This is a genomic window from Roseovarius sp. MBR-154, assembly GCF_053628595.1.
In genome coordinates, this window is record NZ_JBRJGR010000008.1 from 114,854 (window position 1) to 134,722 (window position 19,869).

Annotated in this window: 17 protein-coding genes and 1 tRNA gene; 4 read left to right on the forward strand and 14 right to left on the reverse strand. The window is 62.9% G+C overall.

Annotated features, from left to right (window positions below; all coding sequences use genetic code 11):
- Positions 1 to 8 precede the first annotated feature (8 nt).
- The 8 genes from ACSSV4_RS12205 to ACSSV4_RS12240 all read right to left on the reverse strand — a co-directional run bounded on the left by ACSSV4_RS12205 (position 9) and on the right by ACSSV4_RS12240 (position 7,908).
- Positions 9 to 833, reverse strand: coding sequence for an ABC transporter ATP-binding protein (locus ACSSV4_RS12205; RefSeq protein ID WP_454275450.1), 825 nt, complete (start codon positions 831 to 833; stop codon positions 9 to 11).
- Between the two features lie 109 nt (positions 834 to 942).
- Positions 943 to 2,229, reverse strand: coding sequence for an ABC transporter substrate-binding protein (locus ACSSV4_RS12210; RefSeq protein WP_454275452.1), 1,287 nt, complete (start codon positions 2,227 to 2,229; stop codon positions 943 to 945).
- Between the two features lie 121 nt (positions 2,230 to 2,350).
- On the reverse strand, positions 2,351 to 3,427 hold the full coding sequence (locus tag ACSSV4_RS12215; protein ID WP_454275453.1) for a branched-chain amino acid ABC transporter permease: 1,077 nt from the start codon (positions 3,425 to 3,427) through the stop codon (positions 2,351 to 2,353).
- Between the two features lies 1 nt (position 3,428).
- Positions 3,429 to 3,683 carry a hypothetical protein gene (locus ACSSV4_RS12220; RefSeq protein WP_454275455.1) on the reverse strand — a complete coding sequence of 85 codons (255 nt, stop codon included), beginning with the start codon at positions 3,681 to 3,683 and terminating at the stop codon, positions 3,429 to 3,431.
- On the reverse strand, positions 3,680 to 4,069 hold the full coding sequence (locus tag ACSSV4_RS12225) for a VOC family protein (protein WP_454275456.1): 390 nt from the start codon (positions 4,067 to 4,069) through the stop codon (positions 3,680 to 3,682). The genes ACSSV4_RS12220 and ACSSV4_RS12225 overlap by 4 nt, the downstream gene beginning before the upstream one ends.
- A 4-nt stretch (positions 4,070 to 4,073) precedes the next feature.
- Positions 4,074 to 5,063, reverse strand: coding sequence for a branched-chain amino acid ABC transporter permease (locus tag ACSSV4_RS12230; RefSeq protein ID WP_454275458.1), 990 nt, complete (start codon positions 5,061 to 5,063; stop codon positions 4,074 to 4,076).
- An 83-nt stretch (positions 5,064 to 5,146) separates the two neighbouring features.
- A complete protein-coding gene (locus ACSSV4_RS12235) occupies positions 5,147 to 5,968 on the reverse strand; it encodes an ABC transporter ATP-binding protein (RefSeq protein WP_454275460.1) in 822 nt (273 codons plus the stop codon).
- On the reverse strand, positions 5,965 to 7,908 hold the full coding sequence (locus tag ACSSV4_RS12240; RefSeq protein ID WP_454275462.1) for an AMP-binding protein: 1,944 nt from the start codon (positions 7,906 to 7,908) through the stop codon (positions 5,965 to 5,967). The genes ACSSV4_RS12235 and ACSSV4_RS12240 overlap by 4 nt, the downstream gene beginning before the upstream one ends.
- A gap of 229 nt (positions 7,909 to 8,137) precedes the next feature.
- On the opposite strand from ACSSV4_RS12240, the gene ACSSV4_RS12245 reads away from it, so the two are divergent.
- Entirely contained in the window at positions 8,138 to 10,045 is a 1,908-nt protein-coding gene (locus tag ACSSV4_RS12245; RefSeq protein WP_454275464.1) for a PAS-domain containing protein, read from the forward strand.
- Positions 10,042 to 10,743, forward strand: coding sequence for a response regulator transcription factor (locus ACSSV4_RS12250; protein WP_454275465.1), 702 nt, complete (start codon positions 10,042 to 10,044; stop codon positions 10,741 to 10,743). Before ACSSV4_RS12245 ends, ACSSV4_RS12250 begins: the two co-directional genes overlap by 4 nt.
- An 85-nt stretch (positions 10,744 to 10,828) precedes the next feature.
- On the opposite strand, the gene ACSSV4_RS12255 is transcribed toward ACSSV4_RS12250, so the two are convergent.
- The 6 genes from ACSSV4_RS12255 to pdxH all read right to left on the reverse strand — a co-directional run bounded on the left by ACSSV4_RS12255 (position 10,829) and on the right by pdxH (position 18,291).
- Entirely contained in the window at positions 10,829 to 12,025 is a 1,197-nt protein-coding gene (locus ACSSV4_RS12255; RefSeq protein WP_454275466.1) for a hydantoinase/carbamoylase family amidase, read from the reverse strand.
- A 222-nt stretch (positions 12,026 to 12,247) separates the two neighbouring features.
- On the reverse strand, positions 12,248 to 15,913 hold the full coding sequence (locus ACSSV4_RS12260; RefSeq protein WP_454275467.1) for a vitamin B12-dependent ribonucleotide reductase: 3,666 nt from the start codon (positions 15,911 to 15,913) through the stop codon (positions 12,248 to 12,250).
- A gap of 511 nt (positions 15,914 to 16,424) precedes the next feature.
- Positions 16,425 to 16,501, reverse strand: a tRNA-Pro gene (locus ACSSV4_RS12265).
- A gap of 67 nt (positions 16,502 to 16,568) precedes the next feature.
- On the reverse strand, positions 16,569 to 17,063 hold the full coding sequence (locus ACSSV4_RS12270; RefSeq protein ID WP_454275468.1) for a DUF192 domain-containing protein: 495 nt from the start codon (positions 17,061 to 17,063) through the stop codon (positions 16,569 to 16,571).
- Positions 17,030 to 17,536: a cold-shock protein gene (locus ACSSV4_RS12275; protein ID WP_454275469.1), complete on the reverse strand. Its 507-nt coding sequence runs from the start codon at positions 17,534 to 17,536 to the stop codon at positions 17,030 to 17,032. The genes ACSSV4_RS12270 and ACSSV4_RS12275 overlap by 34 nt, the downstream gene beginning before the upstream one ends.
- 152 nt (positions 17,537 to 17,688) lie before the next feature.
- Positions 17,689 to 18,291 (reverse strand): pyridoxamine 5'-phosphate oxidase, encoded by a 603-nt coding sequence (gene pdxH, locus ACSSV4_RS12280; protein ID WP_454275470.1) that lies wholly within the window; start codon positions 18,289 to 18,291, stop codon positions 17,689 to 17,691.
- A 152-nt stretch (positions 18,292 to 18,443) separates the two neighbouring features.
- On the opposite strand from pdxH, the gene fabI reads away from it, so the two are divergent.
- Entirely contained in the window at positions 18,444 to 19,250 is an 807-nt protein-coding gene (gene fabI, locus ACSSV4_RS12285) for an enoyl-ACP reductase FabI (protein WP_454275471.1), read from the forward strand.
- An 8-nt stretch (positions 19,251 to 19,258) separates the two neighbouring features.
- Complete coding sequence (locus ACSSV4_RS12290) at positions 19,259 to 19,864, forward strand: LysE family translocator (RefSeq protein WP_454275472.1); 606 nt, start codon at positions 19,259 to 19,261, stop codon at positions 19,862 to 19,864.
- Positions 19,865 to 19,869 lie beyond the last annotated feature (5 nt).

Here is a 19,869-nt window from a genome sequence, read left to right on the forward strand (position 1 = left end):
GAACAGGCTCACGCCAACCAACGCTTGCGGCGGCGATAGCTGCGCACGTCGCGAAAGCTCTTGCGCCCCTCATCCGACATGCCAAGGTAGAATTCCTTGACGTCGGGGTTCTCGCGCAGGTCCTTGGCGGGGCCGTCCATCACCACCCGGCCCGATTCCAGAATATAGCCGTAATGCGCGAACCGCAGCGCGACATTGGTGTTCTGCTCGGCCAGCAAAAAGGTATAGCCCTGCTGCTCGTTGAGCGATTTCACGATGCTGAAAATCTGCTCCACCAGCTGCGGGGCCAGCCCCATCGACGGCTCGTCCAGCAGGATCGTCTCGGGGCGGCTCATCAGCGCGCGCCCGATCGCCACCATCTGCTGCTCCCCGCCCGAGGTATAGCCCGCCTGTGACTTGCGGCGCTCCTTGAGGCGCGGGAAATAGTCGTAGACCATGTTCAGATCGGCGTCGATATCACCGCGCGAGGCCCCCCGCGTATAGGCCCCGGTCAGCAGGTTCTCCTCGACCGTCAGATGCTCGAAGCAATGCCGCCCCTCCATCACCTGCACCACGCCCTTTTTCACCAGATCCGAGGTCAGCAGATCCTGCACCCGTTCGCCGCGATAGTGGATCGTGCCCTTGGTCACCTCGCCGCGCTCGGATTTCAGCAGGTTCGAGATCGCCTTGAGCGTCGTGGTCTTGCCCGCCCCGTTGCCACCCAGAAGCGCCGTGATCCCGCCCTTGGGCACGCTCAGGCTGACGCCCTTCAGCACGAGGATCACGTGATTGTAGATCACCTCGATATTGTTGACCTCGAGAAGCGCCTCGTCGGTCTTTCCTGCATCCAGCATCAAAGATCTCCGTCCCAGACAGGCAGGACGACCCCACCTTCATCGTTCCAAAAATACTCAAATCGCCCGGCCGCCACCCCGTGCGGCGGCCGGACAGGGTCACATCGCCTCAGCAGCCCGGCTCGATCCCGTTCTCGGCGGCAAACTGCGCCGAATCCTCGGCCACCAGCTTCGAGATGATCTCCTGATCCGACTGGTAATAGTCAGTGATCAGGGTGAACTCCCCGGCCTCGGCATCCCATTGCGACACGGCACCAAAGCCGTTGCCGCCGTGGTTCTCGCAGGACACCTTGAACTCGGGGCCGAAGTTGGGCAGGCCAAGTGCCGCCATCTTCTCTTCGGTCATCTCCAGGTTCTCCATGCCGTCACGCATCTGGGCTGCACTGATCGCACTCACGCCGTGCATCTCCTGCGCGGTCTTGATCGCCTCGGCGGCCAGCATCGCGGCATACATGCCCCGGTTATAGAGCACGCTGCCCACCTGATCGCCCGCACCCGCAGCCTTGCCGGTGCCCACGACATGTTCCTGAATGTCCGCGTAAACCGGATAGTCATCGCCGAGATTGTGGAAGGTCAGCGCCTTGTAGCCATTGGCCCGGTCGCCCGCCGGCTTCACGTCATTCTCGGACCCCGACCACCAGATGCCGATGAACTGATCCATCGGAAAGCGGATGTTCACCGCCTCCTGGATGGCGACCTGGTTCATCACGCCCCAGCCCCACATGATCACGTTGTCGGGCTTCTCGCGACGGATCTGCAGCCATTGCGATTTCTGCTCCTGACCGGGATGGTCGACCGGCAGCAGCATCAGCTCGAACCCGTGCTTCTTCGCGAGCTCCTCCAGCGTGCGAATGGGCTCCTTGCCATAGGCCGAGTTGTGATAGACCAGCGCGATCTTGCGGCCAGAGATATCGCCGCCATTCTCGTTCAGGATATGGGTGATCGCGTGGCTCGCCCCGTCCCAGTAGTTGGCCGGATAGTTGAACACCCACTTGAAGACCTCACCATTCTTGGCCGAGGTGCGCCCGTACCCCATGGTATGAAGCGGGATACCATCGGCGGTGGCCTTGGGAATGAGCTGATAGGTGATGCCCGTCGAGAGCGGCTGATAGACCAGCGCGCCACTGCCCGCGTTCTTGGTGGCCTCGTAGCACTCCACGCCTTTCTCGGTGTTGTAACCGGTCTCGCATTCCACGAGGTTGATCTTCTCGCCGCCGATGCCGCCATCACGCTCGTTGAGCAGGGTAAAGTAGTCCTGATACCCGTCCGAGAACGGAATGCCGTTCGCGGCATAAGGCCCGGTGCGATAGCTCGTGTCGACGATGGTCAGCTCGGCCAGCGCCGGTCCCGCCATCATCGCCGCCGCCAGCGCGGTTGCCATAAGTCTCTGTTTCATCGGTATTATCCTCCCTTGGTTTTTATCCGATGTCTTGTCTTGAACGCGATCTCCCGCGCCCAATCCCGTAGGGTGGGTTTTCAATCCACCAATGGTGCGGTTTCACCCACCCATGCCCCCCCTAATGCGGGAAGGGCCAAAGTCTCAGCTTCTCCTTGGCCACGCGCCACAGTTGCGCCAGCCCGTGCGGCTCCGCGATCAGAAAGATGATGATCAGCGCCCCCACGATCATGAACTCCAGATGCGCCGCCAGATCGGTGGGCCAGCCCAGACCGCCCACCAGCGTGTTCTTCAAGAGCACCGGCAACAGCACCAGAAACGCCGCCCCGGCAAAGCTGCCGAAGATCGAGCCGAGCCCCCCGATGATCACCATGAAGAGGACGAGGAACGACTTGTTGATGCCGAACGCCTCGCCCACCTCGACCGCGCCGAGGTAAACGGCAAAGAACAGCGCGCCCGCGATGCCCACGAAGAAGGACGAGACGGCAAAGGCACTCAGCTTGGCCTTGAGCGGGTTCACCCCGATGATCTCGGCGGCGATGTCCATGTCGCGAATGGCCATCCATTTGCGCCCCGCCATGCCGCGCGTCAGATTGCGGGCGATGATCGCCGAGGCGACAACAAAGACCAGGCAAAAGAGATAGGCCGCCCAGGGCGCCGTTTCGGCACCGGTCACCGGCACACCGAACATGGTCCGCTCGGGCGCGCTGATCTGCCCCGAGGCCGAGTAGTTGTAGAACCACGGCACCCGGTTGAAGAGCCAGACCAGAAAGAACTGCGCCGCCAATGTCGCCACCGCCAGGTAAAACCCCTTGATCCGCAGCGATGGCAGGCCAAAGAGCACGCCCACCCCGGCCGTGATTCCACCTGCGAGTATGATGTGGATGAAGATGCTCACCTCGGGAAAGCCGGTCATCAGCTTGTAGACCGCATAGGCCCCCACCGCCATGAACCCGCCGGTGCCAAGGCTGACCTGCCCGCAATAGCCCACGAGGATATTGAGACCGATCGCAGCGATCGAGTAGATCAGGAACGGCAGAAAGACCGCGTTCACCCAATAGTCGTTGATGACAAAGGGCACCACGGCGAACGCCGCAACCAGCACCGCGTAATAGCGATAGCGGTCGAACTTGATTGGAAAGGTCTGGCTGTCGTCGGTATAGGAGGTCTTGAAATCCCCCGCCTCACGGTAAAACATTTCAGAGCACCTCCCCATGAATGTCGTCGTCGTCGCGCTTTTCCGCGCGGTTTGCCGGCTTGGCATAGCCGGTCGCCTCCGAATGGCGCACCAGCCAGAAATAGGCCAGCATGCCCACCCCGCCGCCCATCGCGGCCAGCACGGCGGCAATGACCATCTGCCCTGTGTTCTCGACCTGCGCCGACAACGCAAGATAGCCGAACGCCCAGAACCCGGCCCAGGCGATCACGTTGACGATGGCAATCAGTTGTCTCATCCGTTGGCTCCCCCATCGAACTCGGTCGCGTCGCCGGGCCAGTCGTCTCCCTGCGGTCCGACCAGACAGAACCGGTGCCCGGTCGGGGCCTCCATCACGATCCAACTGCGGATGCGGTCGATTTCCGTCGCACCCAGCGATTTCAGCCGCGCGCATTCCGCCTCCTTGTCATCGGTCTCGATGTCCAGATGCACGCGTGGCGCGTGGTCGACCGCCTGAAGCAGCACCTTCGGATGGCCTGTGTGCCCGTCGAACTGAACATATTTTCCGCGCTCGTCGATCTCGCCCTTCTTGCCCAGCATGGCTGACCAGAATTCAGCGGCCCCTGTCAGGTCTTCGGTCTTGCAGTCGATACAGACCACGCTGATGCGCGACTTGTGTGCCATGCCCTCACACCCTCTCGATGATCTTCTCGCCGAACAGACCCTGCGGCCGGAACACGAGGAAGACGAGCGCCAGCACATAGGCGAACCAGATTTCGGTGGCGCCGCCCAGATAAGGCGCACCGATGGTGAACTCGAAGAGCTTTTCACCGACCCCGATGATCAGCCCGCCGACAATCGCACCGGGGATCGAGGTAAAGCCGCCCAGCATGAGAACGGGAAGCGCCTTGAGCGCGATCAGCGACAGCGAGAACTGAACGCCTGATTTGGTGCCCCACATGATACCCGCGACCAGCGCCACAAAGCCCGCCAGCGACCAGACCATCACCCAGATGAACTTGAGCGAGATCCCCACCGACAGCGCCGCCTGATGGTCATCCGCCACCGCCCGCATCGCCCGGCCATGCTTGGAGAACTGCGCGAACATCACCAGCGCGATCACCAAGAGCGCCGCCACGAACGTCGCCCACAGATCGAGATTGTCGATGAAGAAGCCGTAGCCGAAGATATTATAGGTCACCTCGTCGATGACGCTGTTGATGCCCTGCGGCAGGCCGACATCCAGCTTCTTGATGTCAGACCCCCACATCATGTCCCCGAACCCTTCGAGGAAATAGGCAAGGCCGATGGTCGCCATGAAGAGGATGATCGGCTCCTGCCCGACAAGATGGCGAAAGATGAACTGATTGACCGCCCAGGCCAGCGCCACCATCACCACCATCGTCAGCAGGATCGCGCCCAGCGCCGGCACCGTCCATCCGAAATGATGCACCTCGGTGCCAAAGACCGCGTTGATCAGGTGACTGAACGGCACCTGCCCCTCCATGATCCCGACCAGCGTCAAGGCCGCGAAGAGCGCGAGCACGCCTTGTGCGAAATTGAAGATGCCCGACGCCTTGAAGATCAGCACGAAGCCGAGCGCCACCAGCGCATAGAGCACCCCGGCCATGAGGCCGTTGAGCATGACCTCGATTCCCCAGATAAACTGCTCAGGCATGGCTCCGGCCTCCCTGTTTCGCGTTGTTCTGCGGCACCGACGGAATACCGACGTGATACCGACGTGATACCGATCTGGAAAAATCAGTCATGCGCCACCCCCAGATAGGCGTCGATCACCGCCTGATTCTGCCGCACCTCGTCGGGCGTGCCGTCGCCGATCTTCTTGCCGTAATCCATCACCACCACCCGGTCGCTCAGGTCCATGACCACGCCCATGTCATGCTCGATGAGGGCAATCGTGGTGCCAAATTCGTCATTCACATCAAGGATAAAGCGGCTCATGTCCTCCTTTTCCTCGACGTTCATCCCCGCCATCGGCTCGTCCAGCAGCAGGATCGACGGCTCGGCGGCCAGCGCCCGCGCCAGTTCCACCCGCTTCTTGAGGCCGTAAGGCAGACGCCCCACCGGGGTCTTGCGGATGTGCTGAATTTCCAGAAAATCTATTATCTTTTCAACGGCTTCACGGTTCTCGACTTCCTCCCGTTCGGCCTTGCCCTTCCAGATCGCCTGTGACAGCAGCCCCGCGTTCATCTGCCGGATACGGCCCGTCATCACGTTGTCGAGCACCGTCATCCCCTCAAACAGCGCGATATTCTGAAAGGTGCGCGCGATGCCCTGCCGGGCGACCTCATAGGGCTTCATCGTCGGGCGTCTGGCCCCCTTGTACCAGACCTCGCCCTCCTGCGGATGGTAAAACCCGCTGATCACGTTGAGCATCGAGGATTTGCCCGCCCCGTTGGGCCCAATGATCGCCCGGATCTCGCCCTCGCGAATGTCGAAACTGATATCCTGGATCGCCACCACCCCGCCAAAGCGCAGCGTGATATTTCTCATTTCCATCACCACCCCACCGATCTTGCGACCGTCCTCGGTGGTGTAGCCTTCAGGTGTCATATCCTTCATTCCGCCGCCACCTTTGCTGTCTCGACAGGCACCACCGCGGCATCGCGGATCTGGAGCGTGGCGCTGATGCTGCCCTTGCGCCCGTCCTCATACGTGACCTCGGTCGTGGTATAAATCTCACGCGAGCCATCGTAGAGCGCGCCCACAAGGTCTTCGAATTTCTCGGAAATGACACCCCGGCGCACCTTGCGTGTGCGGGTCATCTCGCCGTCATCGGCATCAAGCTCCTTGTGCAGCACGAGGAAGCGATGCACCTGACAATGCGACAGCATCGGATCGTCCGAGAGGCTACGGTTAACCTCCTCCACATGGCTCTGGATCATGTCGAGCACGCGCGGGTTTCCGGCCAGTTCCTGGTAAGAGGCATAGCCGATATTGTTGCGCTCCGCCCAGTTGCCGACCGCCGTCAGGTCGATATTGATGAAGGCCGTGCAGTGCGCGCGCTGATGCCCGAACACCACGGCCTCAAGGATGTTGGGATAGAACTTGAGCTTGTTCTCCACGTATTTCGGCGCGAACATCTGCCCGTCGGCCATCTTGCCGACATCCTTGGCGCGGTCGATGATCCGCAGATGACCCGAGCCGTCCTCGAAGAAACCCGCGTCGCCAGTCGCGACCCAACCCTCTGAATCCTTGGTCTTTTTCGTGCTCTCCTCGTTCTTGTAATAATACTCGAACGTGCCGGGGCCGCGATAGAACACCTCGCCGGTGTCGCTGATGCGGATCTCCACGCCCGGTGCGGGCACGCCCACGGTGTCAGAGCGCACCTCGCCATCGGGTTGCAGGGTGATGAACACGCTGGCCTCGGTCTGGCCGTAAAGCTGCTTGAGGTTGATGCCGAGCGAGCGGTAGAAATCGAAGATTTCCGGCCCGATCGCCTCGCCCGCCGTATAACCCACCCGCACCCGGCCAAGCCCGAGCGTATCCTTGAGCGGGCCGTAGATGAACACCCGCCCAAGCGCATATTTCAGCCGGTCCATCCCACCCACGGGCTTGCCATCTAGGATCGCGGGGCCCACCCGGCGGGCATGCGCCATGAAGTGATCGAACAGCCATTTCTTGACGCGCCCTGCATCCTCCATCCGGATCATCACATTGGTCAATTGCGTCTCGAACACGCGCGGCGGGGCGAAATAATAGGTCGGCCCGATCTCGCGCAGGTCGGTCTGCATGGTCTCGGGGCTCTCGGGGCAGTTGACGCAGAACCCGCACCAATAGGCCTGCCCGATGGAAAAGATGAAATCGCCGACCCACGCCATCGGCAGATAGGCCAGCACCTCCTCGTCGCGGGTCAGCTTGTCGAATTCCGAGGACGATCTCGACGCCTCGATGATGTTGCGATTGCTCAGCACCACGCCCTTGGGCTTGCCGGTGGTCCCCGAAGTATAGAGCATCACGCAGATACTGTCATAGGTCAGCTTTTCGCGCCGCGCCTTGAGGTCCTCGATCCATTCGTAATAGGCGGCGCGGCCCTGCTCCTGGATGTCGATGAACCGGTGCAGCTTGTGATGGTCGTATTTGCGCAGGCCCCGGGGATCGACATAGATCATTTGTTCCAGCTGATGCAGCCCCTCCTGCACCTCGATCAGCTTGTCGACCTGCTCCTGATCCTGGACGATGGCAAAGCGCGCGCCGCAATGGTCCATGACATAGGCCATCTCGTCGGCTGCGGCGTCCTGATAGAGCGGCACGGGGATCGCCCCCACCGATTGCGCGGCCACCATCGACCAGTAGAAATGCGGCCGGTTGCGCCCGATTATGGCGATGAAATCACCCTCGTTCACGCCAAGATTGATGAGGCCGAGCGCAAGCGCCTCGATCTCTTTCTCGGCCTCGGCCCAGGTCCAGCATTGCCAGATGCCGTATTCCTTCTCGCGGTAGGCGGGTTTATCGCCAAACCGCGTGGCGTTACGTTGCAAGAGCGCCGGAACGGAATCCATCCCGTCCGTCGCCTGTGACGGCTGTGCCAAATTTCATCCTCCCAATCGTCCGCTTGCACGGACCTCCGACCGCCTTGGGGCGATTCTCCTCCCTCCAAGGGTGCGGGAAACACGCTCGCCGTCAACTTTTTCGTGAACATTTCGCAAACCTTTCGAATTGTAACAGCCGCATATACAGCCTTTGCGCCCCCGGATTCCGGTGCTAGCCAAGGATCAGGAGGAGAGATGAATGAGCCCCAACCACGCCGATCGCGACGCCATGACGATGGCCGGGCTGAATCTCATTCAGCAGGCGCTCACCATCTATGACCGCGACCTGCGGCTGGCCGTCTGCAACCGGCGCTTTCAGGAAATGTTCGCCCTGCCCGATTGGCTGGTGACGCCGGGGGCCGATTTCTCCGACACGATCCGCTATCTGGCCACGCGCGGCGATTATGGCGATGTCGGCAATGTCGACGAGTTCGTCGCCACCCGCGTCGAAATCGCCCGCGCCTTCGAGCCCCATTACATGGAACGCACCCGCGCCAATGGCCGCACGATCAGCGTCGAGGGCACGCCGCTGCCGCAGGGCGGCTGGGTCACGGTCTATACCGACATCACCCGCACCAAGCGGCAAGAGGCGCTGCTGCGCGCCCGCTCCGAGGAGTTGTCGGATCAGTTGCTCAGCTATTCCGAGGATCTCTCGGCCGCCAACCGAGAGCTTGAGGCGACGATCACCGCGCTGGAAGAGGCCAAGCGCCAGATATCCGAAGCCGAGGCCCGCACCCGTCTGACCGCCGAGATGATGCCCGCCCATATCGCGCATGTCGGCTCCGACCGTTGCTACACCTATTCCAACCGGCGGCTGACCTCGGTCATGCCCGGCTCGCGCACCGATCTGATCGGGGTGCACGCGGCCGACGTGCTGGGGCCGCAACCATGGTCGATCATCCAACCGGAGCTTGATAAGGCCTATGCGGGAGAGCCGTCGGTCTTCGAGTTCACCCACGAGCCAAGCTCGCGACGGATCCGCGTCGCCCTGACCCCCGATCATTCCAGCGGTGGCGTCTACATCCTGTCGATGGACATCACCGAGGAAAGCCAGACCCGCGCCGCCCTGCAACAGACCAGACGACGCGAGATGGCGGCACAACTGACCAGCGGATTGGCGCATGATTTCTCGAATCTGCTGACTATTATTCTGGGCATGCAGTCGCGGCTCGGCCGGATGGGCCTTCCGAATGACGCACGCGATCTCATCGACGCCACGCTTGCCGCCGCCCGGCGCGGCGGCGGGCTCCTGAACCGCATCGCCGACATGACCGGCCCACGCGAACACGAACCGGTGCCGACCGATCTCACGGCCTTTTTCAGCGATCTGGAGACGCTGGCACGCTCGGCCCTGCCCTCGGGTATCACCCTGACGACCCGGCGCGAGGAGACCGAAGACCGGTATCTGCTCGATGCGGGCATGTTGCAGGATTCCCTGCTCAACCTCGTGCTCAACGCGCGCGATGCCTGCGGCGGCAGCGGTGCGATCACCCTCACGGCGCGGGCGGTGCAAGACACCTGGCTCGAATTCGCGGTCACCGATACCGGTCCCGGTTTCAGCCCCGAGGCGATCCGCCACGCGCTCGATCCGTTCTTCACCACCAAGGGCGGCGAGGGGTCGGGGCTGGGCCTGTCGATGGTCTATGACATGACCAAGCTGGCGGGCGGGCGCATCATCCTGGGCAATACCGACAGCGGCGGGCGCGTGGCCCTGCGCCTGCCGCTGCGCCCGGCAGGCGACGCACGCCCGCCCGGCCTCGTGCTGCTGGTCGAGGACAGCCCCGACCTGCGCAGCGCCCTGCGAGACATGCTGCGCGGCGCGGGCCATAGCGTGATCGAAGCCGCCAGCGTCGAGGAGGCAAGCAACCTCATCGCCCAACTGCCCGAGATCTCCGCCGTGCTATCGGATATCGTTCTGGAAGGTGATCGGACTGGGCTCGATCTGGCCTCGGTGCCGCGCGGCCCCGATTGCCCGCTTGTCCTGATGACCTCGCTGCCGCCCGACGATCCGCTGCACCGCGCCGCCGCCGCGCGTGTGCCGGTGCTGCGCAAACCCTTCACCGCCGCCCAGCTTGACGCCGCGCTCACGGCCGGAGACCGCCCATGACAGCCCCACTTGTCACCATTCTCGACGACGAACCGGCGATCCGCACGATGCTGGCCGATGCGCTGACCGAGGCCGGGTTTCGCACCATGGCCTTCGGCCGTGCCACCGAATTCGAGGCCGCTCTGCGACAGGCCAATCCCGATGTCTGCCTGGTTGACCTGTCGCTGCCCGACCGCGACGGGCTGACCTTGGTGCATCGGCTGGCGCTTGAACAGGGCGCCACGGTGATCATCATCTCAGGCAGAGCACAGGTGCAGGACCGGGTGACCGGCCTGGAACTGGGGGCCGACGACTACATCATCAAGCCGTTCGACCCGGCGGAAGTGGTGGCCCGCATCCGCGCCCGCCTGCGTCGCGGCACACCGGCGCCCCAGACCGGCGAGGTGGCGCGGTTCAACGGCTGGATCGCGCATTTCGACCGCTACGTGCTCGAGGATGAGAGCGGCACGGAAACCCCCTTTTCCCATGCCGAGGGCGAGGTGCTGCGGCTCTTTCTCGAACGCCCCAAGCGGCTGATCTCGCGGCACGCGATGCAGGAGGCGCTTGGCGGCGCAGCAGGCGAAAGCTTTGATCGCGCCATGGACGTGCGCATCTCGCGCCTGCGCACCAAGCTGCGCGAAGACCCCAAGAACCCCCGCCTGATCAAGACGATCTACGGCGCGGGCTATATCTTTCTGGGCGATGTGGACTGGGGATAAGGGGGCGTCATCCTCGGGTCCCGACCCGAGGATCTCTTGTCGAAAGATCGTCCGGTCGAGCCGGACGATGACCCGGTCTACATGATCAAAGCCGCGCCGCCGCCCCCGCCAGCACCTCCAGCCCGGCGACCAGATCGGCCTCGGCCGTGTCCTCGACAAAGGCGTGGCTGATCCCGTCGATCGAGGGCACGAACAGCATCGCCGCAGGCATCAGCCGCGACACATTGGTCGCATCATGCAGCGCGCCCGACTGCATCTGCCGCCAGCGTCCCGGGGCCACGGCCTCGGCGCTGTCGCAGAGCGCCGCGCGCAAATTCCCATCCATCGGCACCGGCTCCAGCCCCAGCATGTCGCCGAAACTCAGGCCAAGCCCCATGTCTTCCGCCACCTCTGCGGCGGTGTGGCGAATGATCTCCTCCATCCGGCGCAAACGGTCCGCATCGCCGTCGCGCCACTGCATGGAAAACACCGCCTGCCCCGGCACGATCGAATGCGCGTCGGGATGCAGCCGCAGATGGCCGATGGTCCAGACCGTCTGCGGCGTCACCACGTTGCGAAACCGTTCGTTGATCAGCGTGTTGAACCGCGACACGCCCTGAAAGGCGTCGCGCCGCAGATGCATCGGGGTGGTGCCCGCATGGTTCTGCTGGCCGTCGAGCGTGATCCGCATGTCGCGAATACCGACGATATCGGTGACGACCCCCACCGCCTCGCCCGCCTGTTCGAGCCACGGGCCCTGCTCGATATGCATCTCCAGAAAGCCGCTGAACCGCGCGGGATCAATGAAATTGCCCGCCACATGCGCCATGCCCGCGCGCGCCTCGGCAAAGCTCACGCCCTCGCGGTCGGTCTGCCGGTCGGCATCCTCAAGGCTCAGGTTGCCCGACCAGATCGCGCTGCCGGTGGTGACGCCAAACCGCCCCTCCTCGTCCTGGAACGACACGACCGACACGGGCGGCCCGCCCGCCTCGACGCTGGCGCGGGCAATCTCCAGCCCCGCGATGACACCAAGTGCCCCGTCGAGCCAGCCACCCTCGGGCTGGCTGTCGCTATGGCTGCCGATCAGCAGCGATTTACCCTCGGCCAGACCGAAGAGACTGCCCACCGGATCGAACTGCGGCGTGAGCCCCGCCGCCCGCATCTGATCGGCCAGCCATTCCCGCGCGGCGATATCCGGCGCGCTGAAGGCCGGGCGCACCACACCCTTGCCCACACCCGCCGCGCCGAATTCGCGCAGCCGGTGCAGGTCGGCCAGAAATCTCTCGGGGTTGACGGTGATCATGCGGGGCCTCCTCTGGTAGATCGCGCGCAGGGTACAGACCTGCCGGGGCGGCGCAACGCGATTCCGGACGGTGATGCTGACCGCCGGGGGACGGCCAAAGAAAAAGAGGGGGCACGGGGCCCCCTCAGGTTCGCGGATCGGGATGTTGATTTACTGCCCGATTATGGTTGTTGCCTGTCTCCGATCCGCGTCCGGGGCGAGCGCACCCGCCCCTGAACCTTGTCAGCTACACCCGCTTGTCGATCCGCAGGTGTTGCACTTCATGCAGGTGCCGTTGCGCACCAGCGTGTAGTTGCCGCATTCGCCGCAGGCCTCGCCTTCGTAGCCCTGCATCTTGGCCTTGACGCGGGCGTCCATCGACATCGAGGTCGATGTGGCCGAGACCGAGGTCACGCTGGCATGCACCGTCTCGGGGACGAGGGTTTGCAGCGCCACCTCGGCATCGCTGCCGCGAAAGCCCATGGTGCCGGTGCCCTGCCCGCCCTGGAACACGACAAGTTCCTGTGGCAGGCGCTTGCGCAGGTAGCCGGTGGAGCTGATCTGCTTGAGCACCTCCAGCGAGCGGGTCGCAGCTTCGCCGGACATCTCCTTGATATTGCTCACACCTTCCTCTTCGCCACGGCCGAGGTCATCGAAGGATGCTCCCGACGGTTTGACATGCGCCAGATCGGTCCGGTCGAGATAGCTGACCGCCAGCTCGCGGAAGATATAGTCGAGGATCGAGGTGGCGTTCTTGATGCTGTCATTGCCCTGGACCATGCCCGAGGGCTCGAACTTGGTGAAGGTGAAGGCATCGACGAATTCCTCGAGCGGCACGCCGTATTGCAGGCCAACGCTGACCGCGATGGCGAAATTGTTCATCATGGCACGAAAGCCCGCGCCTTCCTTGTGCATGTCGATGAAGATCTCGCCAAGCTGGCCATCCTCGTATTCGCCGGTGCGCAGATAGACCTTGTGCCCGCCGACCATGGCCTTTTGCGTGTAGCCCTTGCGGCGCTGCGGCATCTTCTCGCGGTTGGAGCGGACGATTTCCTTGATCACCACCTTCTCGACGATCTTTTCGGCGAGAACGGCAGCCTTTTCCTGAGCAGACCCCGATTCGAGGATCTCGGCGGCCTCGTCGTCATCCTCGACCAGCGCCGATGCCAGCGGCTGGCTGAGCTTGGAGCCGTCGCGATAGAGCGCGTTGGCCTTCACTCCGAGGGACCACGACAGCTCATAGGCCTTCTGGCAATCCTCGATGGTGGCGTCGTTGGGCATGTTGATCGTCTTGGAGATCGCCCCCGAGATGAACGACTGCGCCGCTGCCATCATGGTGATGTGGCTTTCCACCCCGAGATAGCGCTTGCCGGTCTTGCCGCAGGGATTGGCACAATCGAACACATGATAGTGCTCTTCTTTCAAGTGCGGCGCGCCTTCCAGCGTCATGGTCCCGCAAACATGATCGTTCGCTGCGTCTATCTCGCGCCGGGAATAGCCCAGATGCGCGAGCAGGTCGAAGGTCGGATCGTTCAGCTTTTCATTCGGGATGCCGAGCACCTGCGTGCAGAACTCCGCGCCGAGCGTCCACTGGTTGAAGACGAAGCGGATGTCGAAGGCAGAGCCGAGGGCCGCGTCGACCTTGGCCAACTCGTTTTCGCCAAAGCCGTGGCCCACGAGCGAGGTGTGATTGATCCCGGGCGCGTTGCCGATGGTACCGTGGCCCACGGCGTGGCCGATGATTTCCTCGATCTGCGCCGGGCCATAGCCCAGCTTCTCCAATGCGGCGGGCACCGACTGGTTGATGATCTTGAAATAGCCGCCACCGGCCAGTTTCTTGAACTTCACCAGTGCGAAGTCGGGCTCGATCCCGGTGGTGTCGCAATCCATCACCAGCCCGATCGTGCCGGTGGGCGCGATCACGGTGGCCTGCGCGTTGCGATAACCGTGCTTTTCGCCGAGTTTCAGCGCCTCATCCCAAGAGGCCATCGCCAGATCGACGAGGCGGGCATCGGGGCAGCTCTTGTGGTCGAGCGGCACCGGTTTTACGGCGAGCGCCTCATAGCCCTCGGTCGCGCCATAGGCGGCGTTGCGGTGATTGCGGATCACGCGCAGCATGTGCTTGGCGTTTTTCTTGTAGCCCGCGAAGGCCCCCAATTCGCCCGCCATTTCGGCGGAGGTCGCGTAGGAGACGCCGGTCATGATCGCGGTCAGCGCCCCGCAGAGCGCGCGGCCCTCGTCGCTGTCATAGCCGTGCCCCATGTTCATCAAGAGCCCGCCGATATTGGCATAGCCCAGACCAAGCGTGCGGAAATCATAGCTGCGCTGCGCGATTTCCTTGGAGGGGAATTGCGCCATCGTCACCGAGATTTCCAGCGTCACCGTCCAGAGCCGGGTGGCGTGCATGTAGGCATCGGCGTCGAACTGCCCGTCCACGTAGAACTTGAGCAGGTTCATCGAGGCGAGGTTGCAGGCGGTGTCGTCGAGGAACATGTATTCCGAGCACGGGTTGGAGCCGCGAATCTCGCCATCCTCGGGGCAGGTATGCCACGCGTTGACCGTGTCGTGATACTGGATGCCCGGATCGGCGCAGGCCCAGGCCGCGTGGCCCACATCCTCCCACAGGTCGCGCGCCTTGATGGTCTTGGCGACCTTGCCATCAGTGCGATTGATCAGCGCCCAGTCCTCGTCATTCTCGACCGCCTTGAGGAAGGCGTCGGTGACGCGGATCGAGTTGTTGGAGTTCTGGCCGGAGACGCTTGCATAGGCCTCGCTGTCCCAATCGGTGTCGTAGGTCGGGAATTCGATGCTGTCATAACCCTGTTTGGCATAATCGAGCACGCGCTTGACGTAGGTTTCGGGGATCTGCACCTGTTTCGCGCTGCGAATGGCGGATTTCAACTGCCCGTTCTTCTTGGGGTCGACCGCGTCCTCGCTGCTGCCATCCCAGGAGCGGATCGCGGCGAAGATCTCGTTCAGCTTCAGCTCATGCATTTTCGAGCCGGCGACGATGCTGGCGACCTTCTGCTCTTCCTTGACCTTCCAGTTGATGAATTCCTGGATATCGGGGTGATCGGCGTCGCAGATCACCATCTTGGCGGCGCGACGCGTGGTGCCGCCCGATTTGATCGCCCCCGCCGCGCGGTCGCCGATCTTGAGAAAGCCCATGAGGCCCGAGGATTTGCCGCCGCCCGAGAGTTTCTCGCCCTCGGCGCGGAGCGAGGAGAAATTGGTGCCGGTGCCGGAGCCGTATTTGAACAGCCGCGCCTCGCGCACCCAGAGGTCCATAATGCCGCCATCGCCGACCAGATCATCCTTGACCGACTGGATGAAGCAGGCATGCGGCTGCGGATGCTCGTAGGCGGAGGCGGATTTGGTCAACTCGCCGGTTTCGAAATCGACGTAGTAATGGCCCTGGCTGGGCCCGTCGATGCCATAGGCCCAGTGCAGGCCGGTGTTGAACCACTGCGGCGAGTTGGGTGCGGCCATCTGGCGGGCCAGCATGTAGCGCATTTCGTCGAAATAGGCGCGGGCATCGGATTCCTTGGTGAAGTAGCCGCCCTTCCAGCCCCAGTAGCACCAGGCCCCGGCGAGCCGGTCGAACACCTGCTTGGCGCTCGTCTCGCCGTCAAAACCGTCATTGTCGGCAGCAGGACGGCCGCGCCACAGGAATTCCGGCACGCCCTCTTCGGCCACCTTCTCCAGCTTGTTGGGCACGCCCGCCTTGCGGAAATACTTCTGCGCGATCACATCGCTCGCCACCTGGCTCCAGCCTGCCGGGACCTCGATATCGTCGAGTTTGAAGACCGTGGTGCCATCAGGATTCCTGATCTCGGAACTGGTGGTCACGAAGTCCAGCGCGGCATAGGCGTCCTGTCCGGCGGTGGTGAATTTGCGTTCGATCTTCATCTGGTGCCCTTAGCAATGTGGTTCGCGGGCCCTGTGGCCCTTGTGTGAGTGGCCGCCGACCGATACGGGGCACAAGTGACCTTGGCGCCGACCGAGTGATGCGGCGCACGTCCTGCCCGGAGACGGTCCGGCTATGTCGAAGTTTGGGTCGTTTAGCCCTGCCCGGGCCGATCACTATATGTTGTGCTCTTTCCGCCCGCCTACACAACCTGACGTATGTTGCCCTATCTGGTCAACGGAAAATTTAGCCATTTTTCGATAAAAAGGATTTGACTATCCGGCGCTGTCGCGCCGCCCTACACGGTCGGATGATTCATCCACAGGTAGCGATGCAGACGCAGCGAAAACCGTGCGTGGTAAAGAAGCCTTGCGATGACCGGGTTTTAGCGCGCGAAGCTGGCAGATCGGTTGAAGTCGGGGGCCATACAGGGGTGGCGCATCGGGTAAATCCATGCTGCAACCGCAACATGCTGCCGCACGCGTCGCACCGTCTACATCTTGTGCGGAAAAGTGGTCGGGGCGGCGAGATTCGAACTCACGACCCCCTGTACCCAAAACAGGTGCGCTACCAGACTGCGCCACGCCCCGGACCACGCGCCCGTGTCTAGCGTCGAAGCGCGCGGTTGAAAAGCGCAAAACGCCGGATCGTGCCGTCTTATTGACCTTCGCCGCAGGGCCAGGCCGCCGCGTCCTGATCAATCGCCGGATGGCGCAACTCCCAGCCTTCCGCTATGCCGATCTTGCGCGCGAGACCGCCGTTGATTTCCAGCACGCTCTGAATCGCATTTCCGCCGAAGATCGGCGTCTCGTCATGCGGTTTGGCTTCGTGATGCACCTTTTGCACGGTGCCGCTGGCATCGAGAAAGATCATGTCGAGCGGGATCAGCGTATTCTTCATCCAGAACGCCACGCGCTTGGGTTCGGGGTAGACAAAGAGCATGCCCGCGCTCGGCGACAGCCTTTCGCGATTCATCAGGCCCTGCGCCCGCTCGGTTGCGTCGTCGGCCAGTTCCACCCGGAACCGCGCCATGCCCGCGTCGCTGCGCAGGATCACGGCATCTTCGCGGCAGGGCTCCGCCTGCGCGGCGCCCGCCCAGCACGCAAAGAGCGCGAGCCCTAATCCCTTGACGATTTTACCGCTGTTTCCCATCCGCAGACCTCGGTTGCCATTCGCCCTCTTTTACCATCTATCACGCGAATGGCCAGCGCTTCTCCGGGCTGCACATCGGCCAGCCCGGAACGCCGCAGCACCTCGATATGCACGAAGACGTCCTCTTCGGACCCGAAGGTGTTGGCAAAACCGAACCCCTTGCCCTTGTCGAACCACTTCACTCGGGCCGGCAAGAGCGGCGTCGAGCGAATCTCTTCGACATCTATGTCCTGAAGATCGCTGAGGCCGGACTGATCAAGATCGTCGGGCGGTTCAATCGCATGCACCTCGACGGCCTGTCGTCCGCGCTCGGTCTGCTGCACATCCAGTTCGATCCCCGCCCGGTCCGCGATCGAGCTCTGCCCGAAGTTTCTCAGCACGTTGGCGTGCAACAGAATATCCGCCTCGCCCTCGTCGGTGACGACAAAGCCAAATCCCTTGACCGGGTCAAACCACTTGACACGCCCCTTCACTCTTCGAATTTCGTTCTCGTTTCCTGCCACCGTGTCCTACCTATGCGTCTTCACCCCCAAGACCGCGTTAAGACTTGCGCCATATTCGCCCCCGCATGCAAGCCGAAAATATAACTTAAATTCCGTTACTTGCATTTCACGTGACGTGAAATTCACGGACTGAGACGCTCTACTTTCCAGCTTTCACCCGGCGTGTTGCGACGCCAGACGAACCGGTCGTGCAACCGGAAGGTGCCATCCGCCCAGAACTCGATCTCGACAGGTGTAATTCTGAACCCTCCCCAAAATGGCGGGCGCGGCGGGTTGGCTCCCTTTTGCGCCGTCACCTTGGCCACCTCCGCCATCAGCGTCGCGCGCGAGGCAAGCGGCTGCGACTGCCGCGACGCCCAGGCCCCCAGTCGGCTCTTGAGCGACCGCGAGGCGTAATAGGCATCTGCCTGCGGTCCCTCTTCGCGCGTCACATGCCCGCGCAGCCGCACCTGCCGCCGCAGCGACTTCCAGTGCAGCACCATCGCGGCCTGTGGATTGACCTCAAGCTCCTTGCCCTTGGCCGACCTGTAATTGGTGTAGAACACGACCCCGTCGGCGTCGATCTCCTTGAGCAGCACCATGCGCACGTTGGGCAGGCCATCGGCATCCGCCGTCGCGAGTGCCACGGCATTGGGATCGTTGATCTCGCTCTCTTCCGCAGCATCAAGCCAGCGGCGCGCGATCTCGAATGGGTCATCGCCCGCGAAAATACCGTCTCGTTCCATTTCAGCCCTGTCCTGCCCGTCAAATCACCTAATAGTGATCATAATAGCATCCTTCCGGGCATTTGACAGGGCCGAGGCGATGGCGGCTGGCCCTTGATGCAATCCCCCCGATCACCTAAAGGTCAGAAAAATCATTGTGGCGGGGGCTGGGAATGTCGAACACACTCATGACGGGAAAACGCGGGCTGATCATGGGGCTCGCCAATGACAAGTCGATCGCGTGGGGCATCGCGCGCGCCTGCGCCGAGGCAGGGGCGGAACTGGCCTTCAGCTATCAGGGCGAGGCCCTGAAGAAACGCGTGGCCCCGCTGGCCGCAGAGCTGGGCTCGGACATCGTGCTGCCCTGCGACGTGGCCGACATGACTTCCATCGACCAGCTCTTCACCAGCCTTGGCGCGCAGTGGGACGGGCTCGATTTCGTGGTCCACGCCATCGGCTTTTCCGACAAGAGCGAGTTGCGCGGTCGCTATGTGGACACCAGCCGCGACAATTTCCGGATGACCATGGACATCTCGGTCTATTCGTTCACCGCCGTGATGCAGCGCGCCGAGAAGATGATGGGCGCCGACAGCGCGGCCCTGACGCTCACCTATTACGGGGCCGAACAGGTGATGCCGCATTACAACGTGATGGGCGTGGCCAAGGCGGCGCTGGAGGCGTCGGTGAAATACATGGCCGAGGATCTGGGCAAGGACGGTATCCGCGTCAACGCGATCAGCGCCGGGCCAATCCGGACACTGGCCGCATCGGGCATCGGCGATTTCCGCTATATCCTGAAATGGAACGAGCTGAACTCGCCGCTGCGTCGTAACGTGACCATCGACGATGTGGGCCGCTCGGCGCTCTACCTGCTCAGTGATCTGGGCTCTGGCGTCACCGGCGAAACGCTGCATGTCGATGCAGGCTATCACGTGGTCGGCATGAAGGCCGTCGACGCCCCCGACATCGACGCCACCTGAGCGCGCCGATGACCGCGCTCGATCTTCTGGCTTTCAACGCAGTGCTGGCCGCCGCGATCCTCAGCCCCGGCCCGGCGCTGCTCTTTGCGCTGCGCACGGCATTGGCGGACGGGCGCGGCGCGGGCATAGCGGCGGGTCTGGGCCTTGGCTTTGTCGCAGCACTCTGGACGCTGGCGGCACTGCTGGGGCTGGAGGCGCTGTTCACGTTTTTCCCATGGGCCTATACCGCGCTCAAGGTCGGCGGTGCGCTCTATCTGGTTTATATCGCCTGGAGCACCTGGCGTTCGGCCCGTGAACCCGTGCGTGAAGGCACAGCGCGGCCGCGCGGGCGGGCATTCCTCGACGGTGTGCTGATCAACCTCGGCAATCCCAAATCGGTGCTCTTTGCCGCATCGGTGCTGGTTGTCCTCTTTCCAAAGAGTCTCACGGCCACGGAAATCGCGCTGATCACGCTCAACCACATGGTGGTGGAATGGGTCTTTTACGCGGGCTTCGCCACGCTTCTGAGCGGGGCCCCTGCCCGCCGCGCCTATCTGGGCGCAAAACCATGGATCGACCGGGCGGCGGCGCTGATGCTGGGCGCGCTCGGCCTCAAACTCTTGACTGACAGGTGAACGCG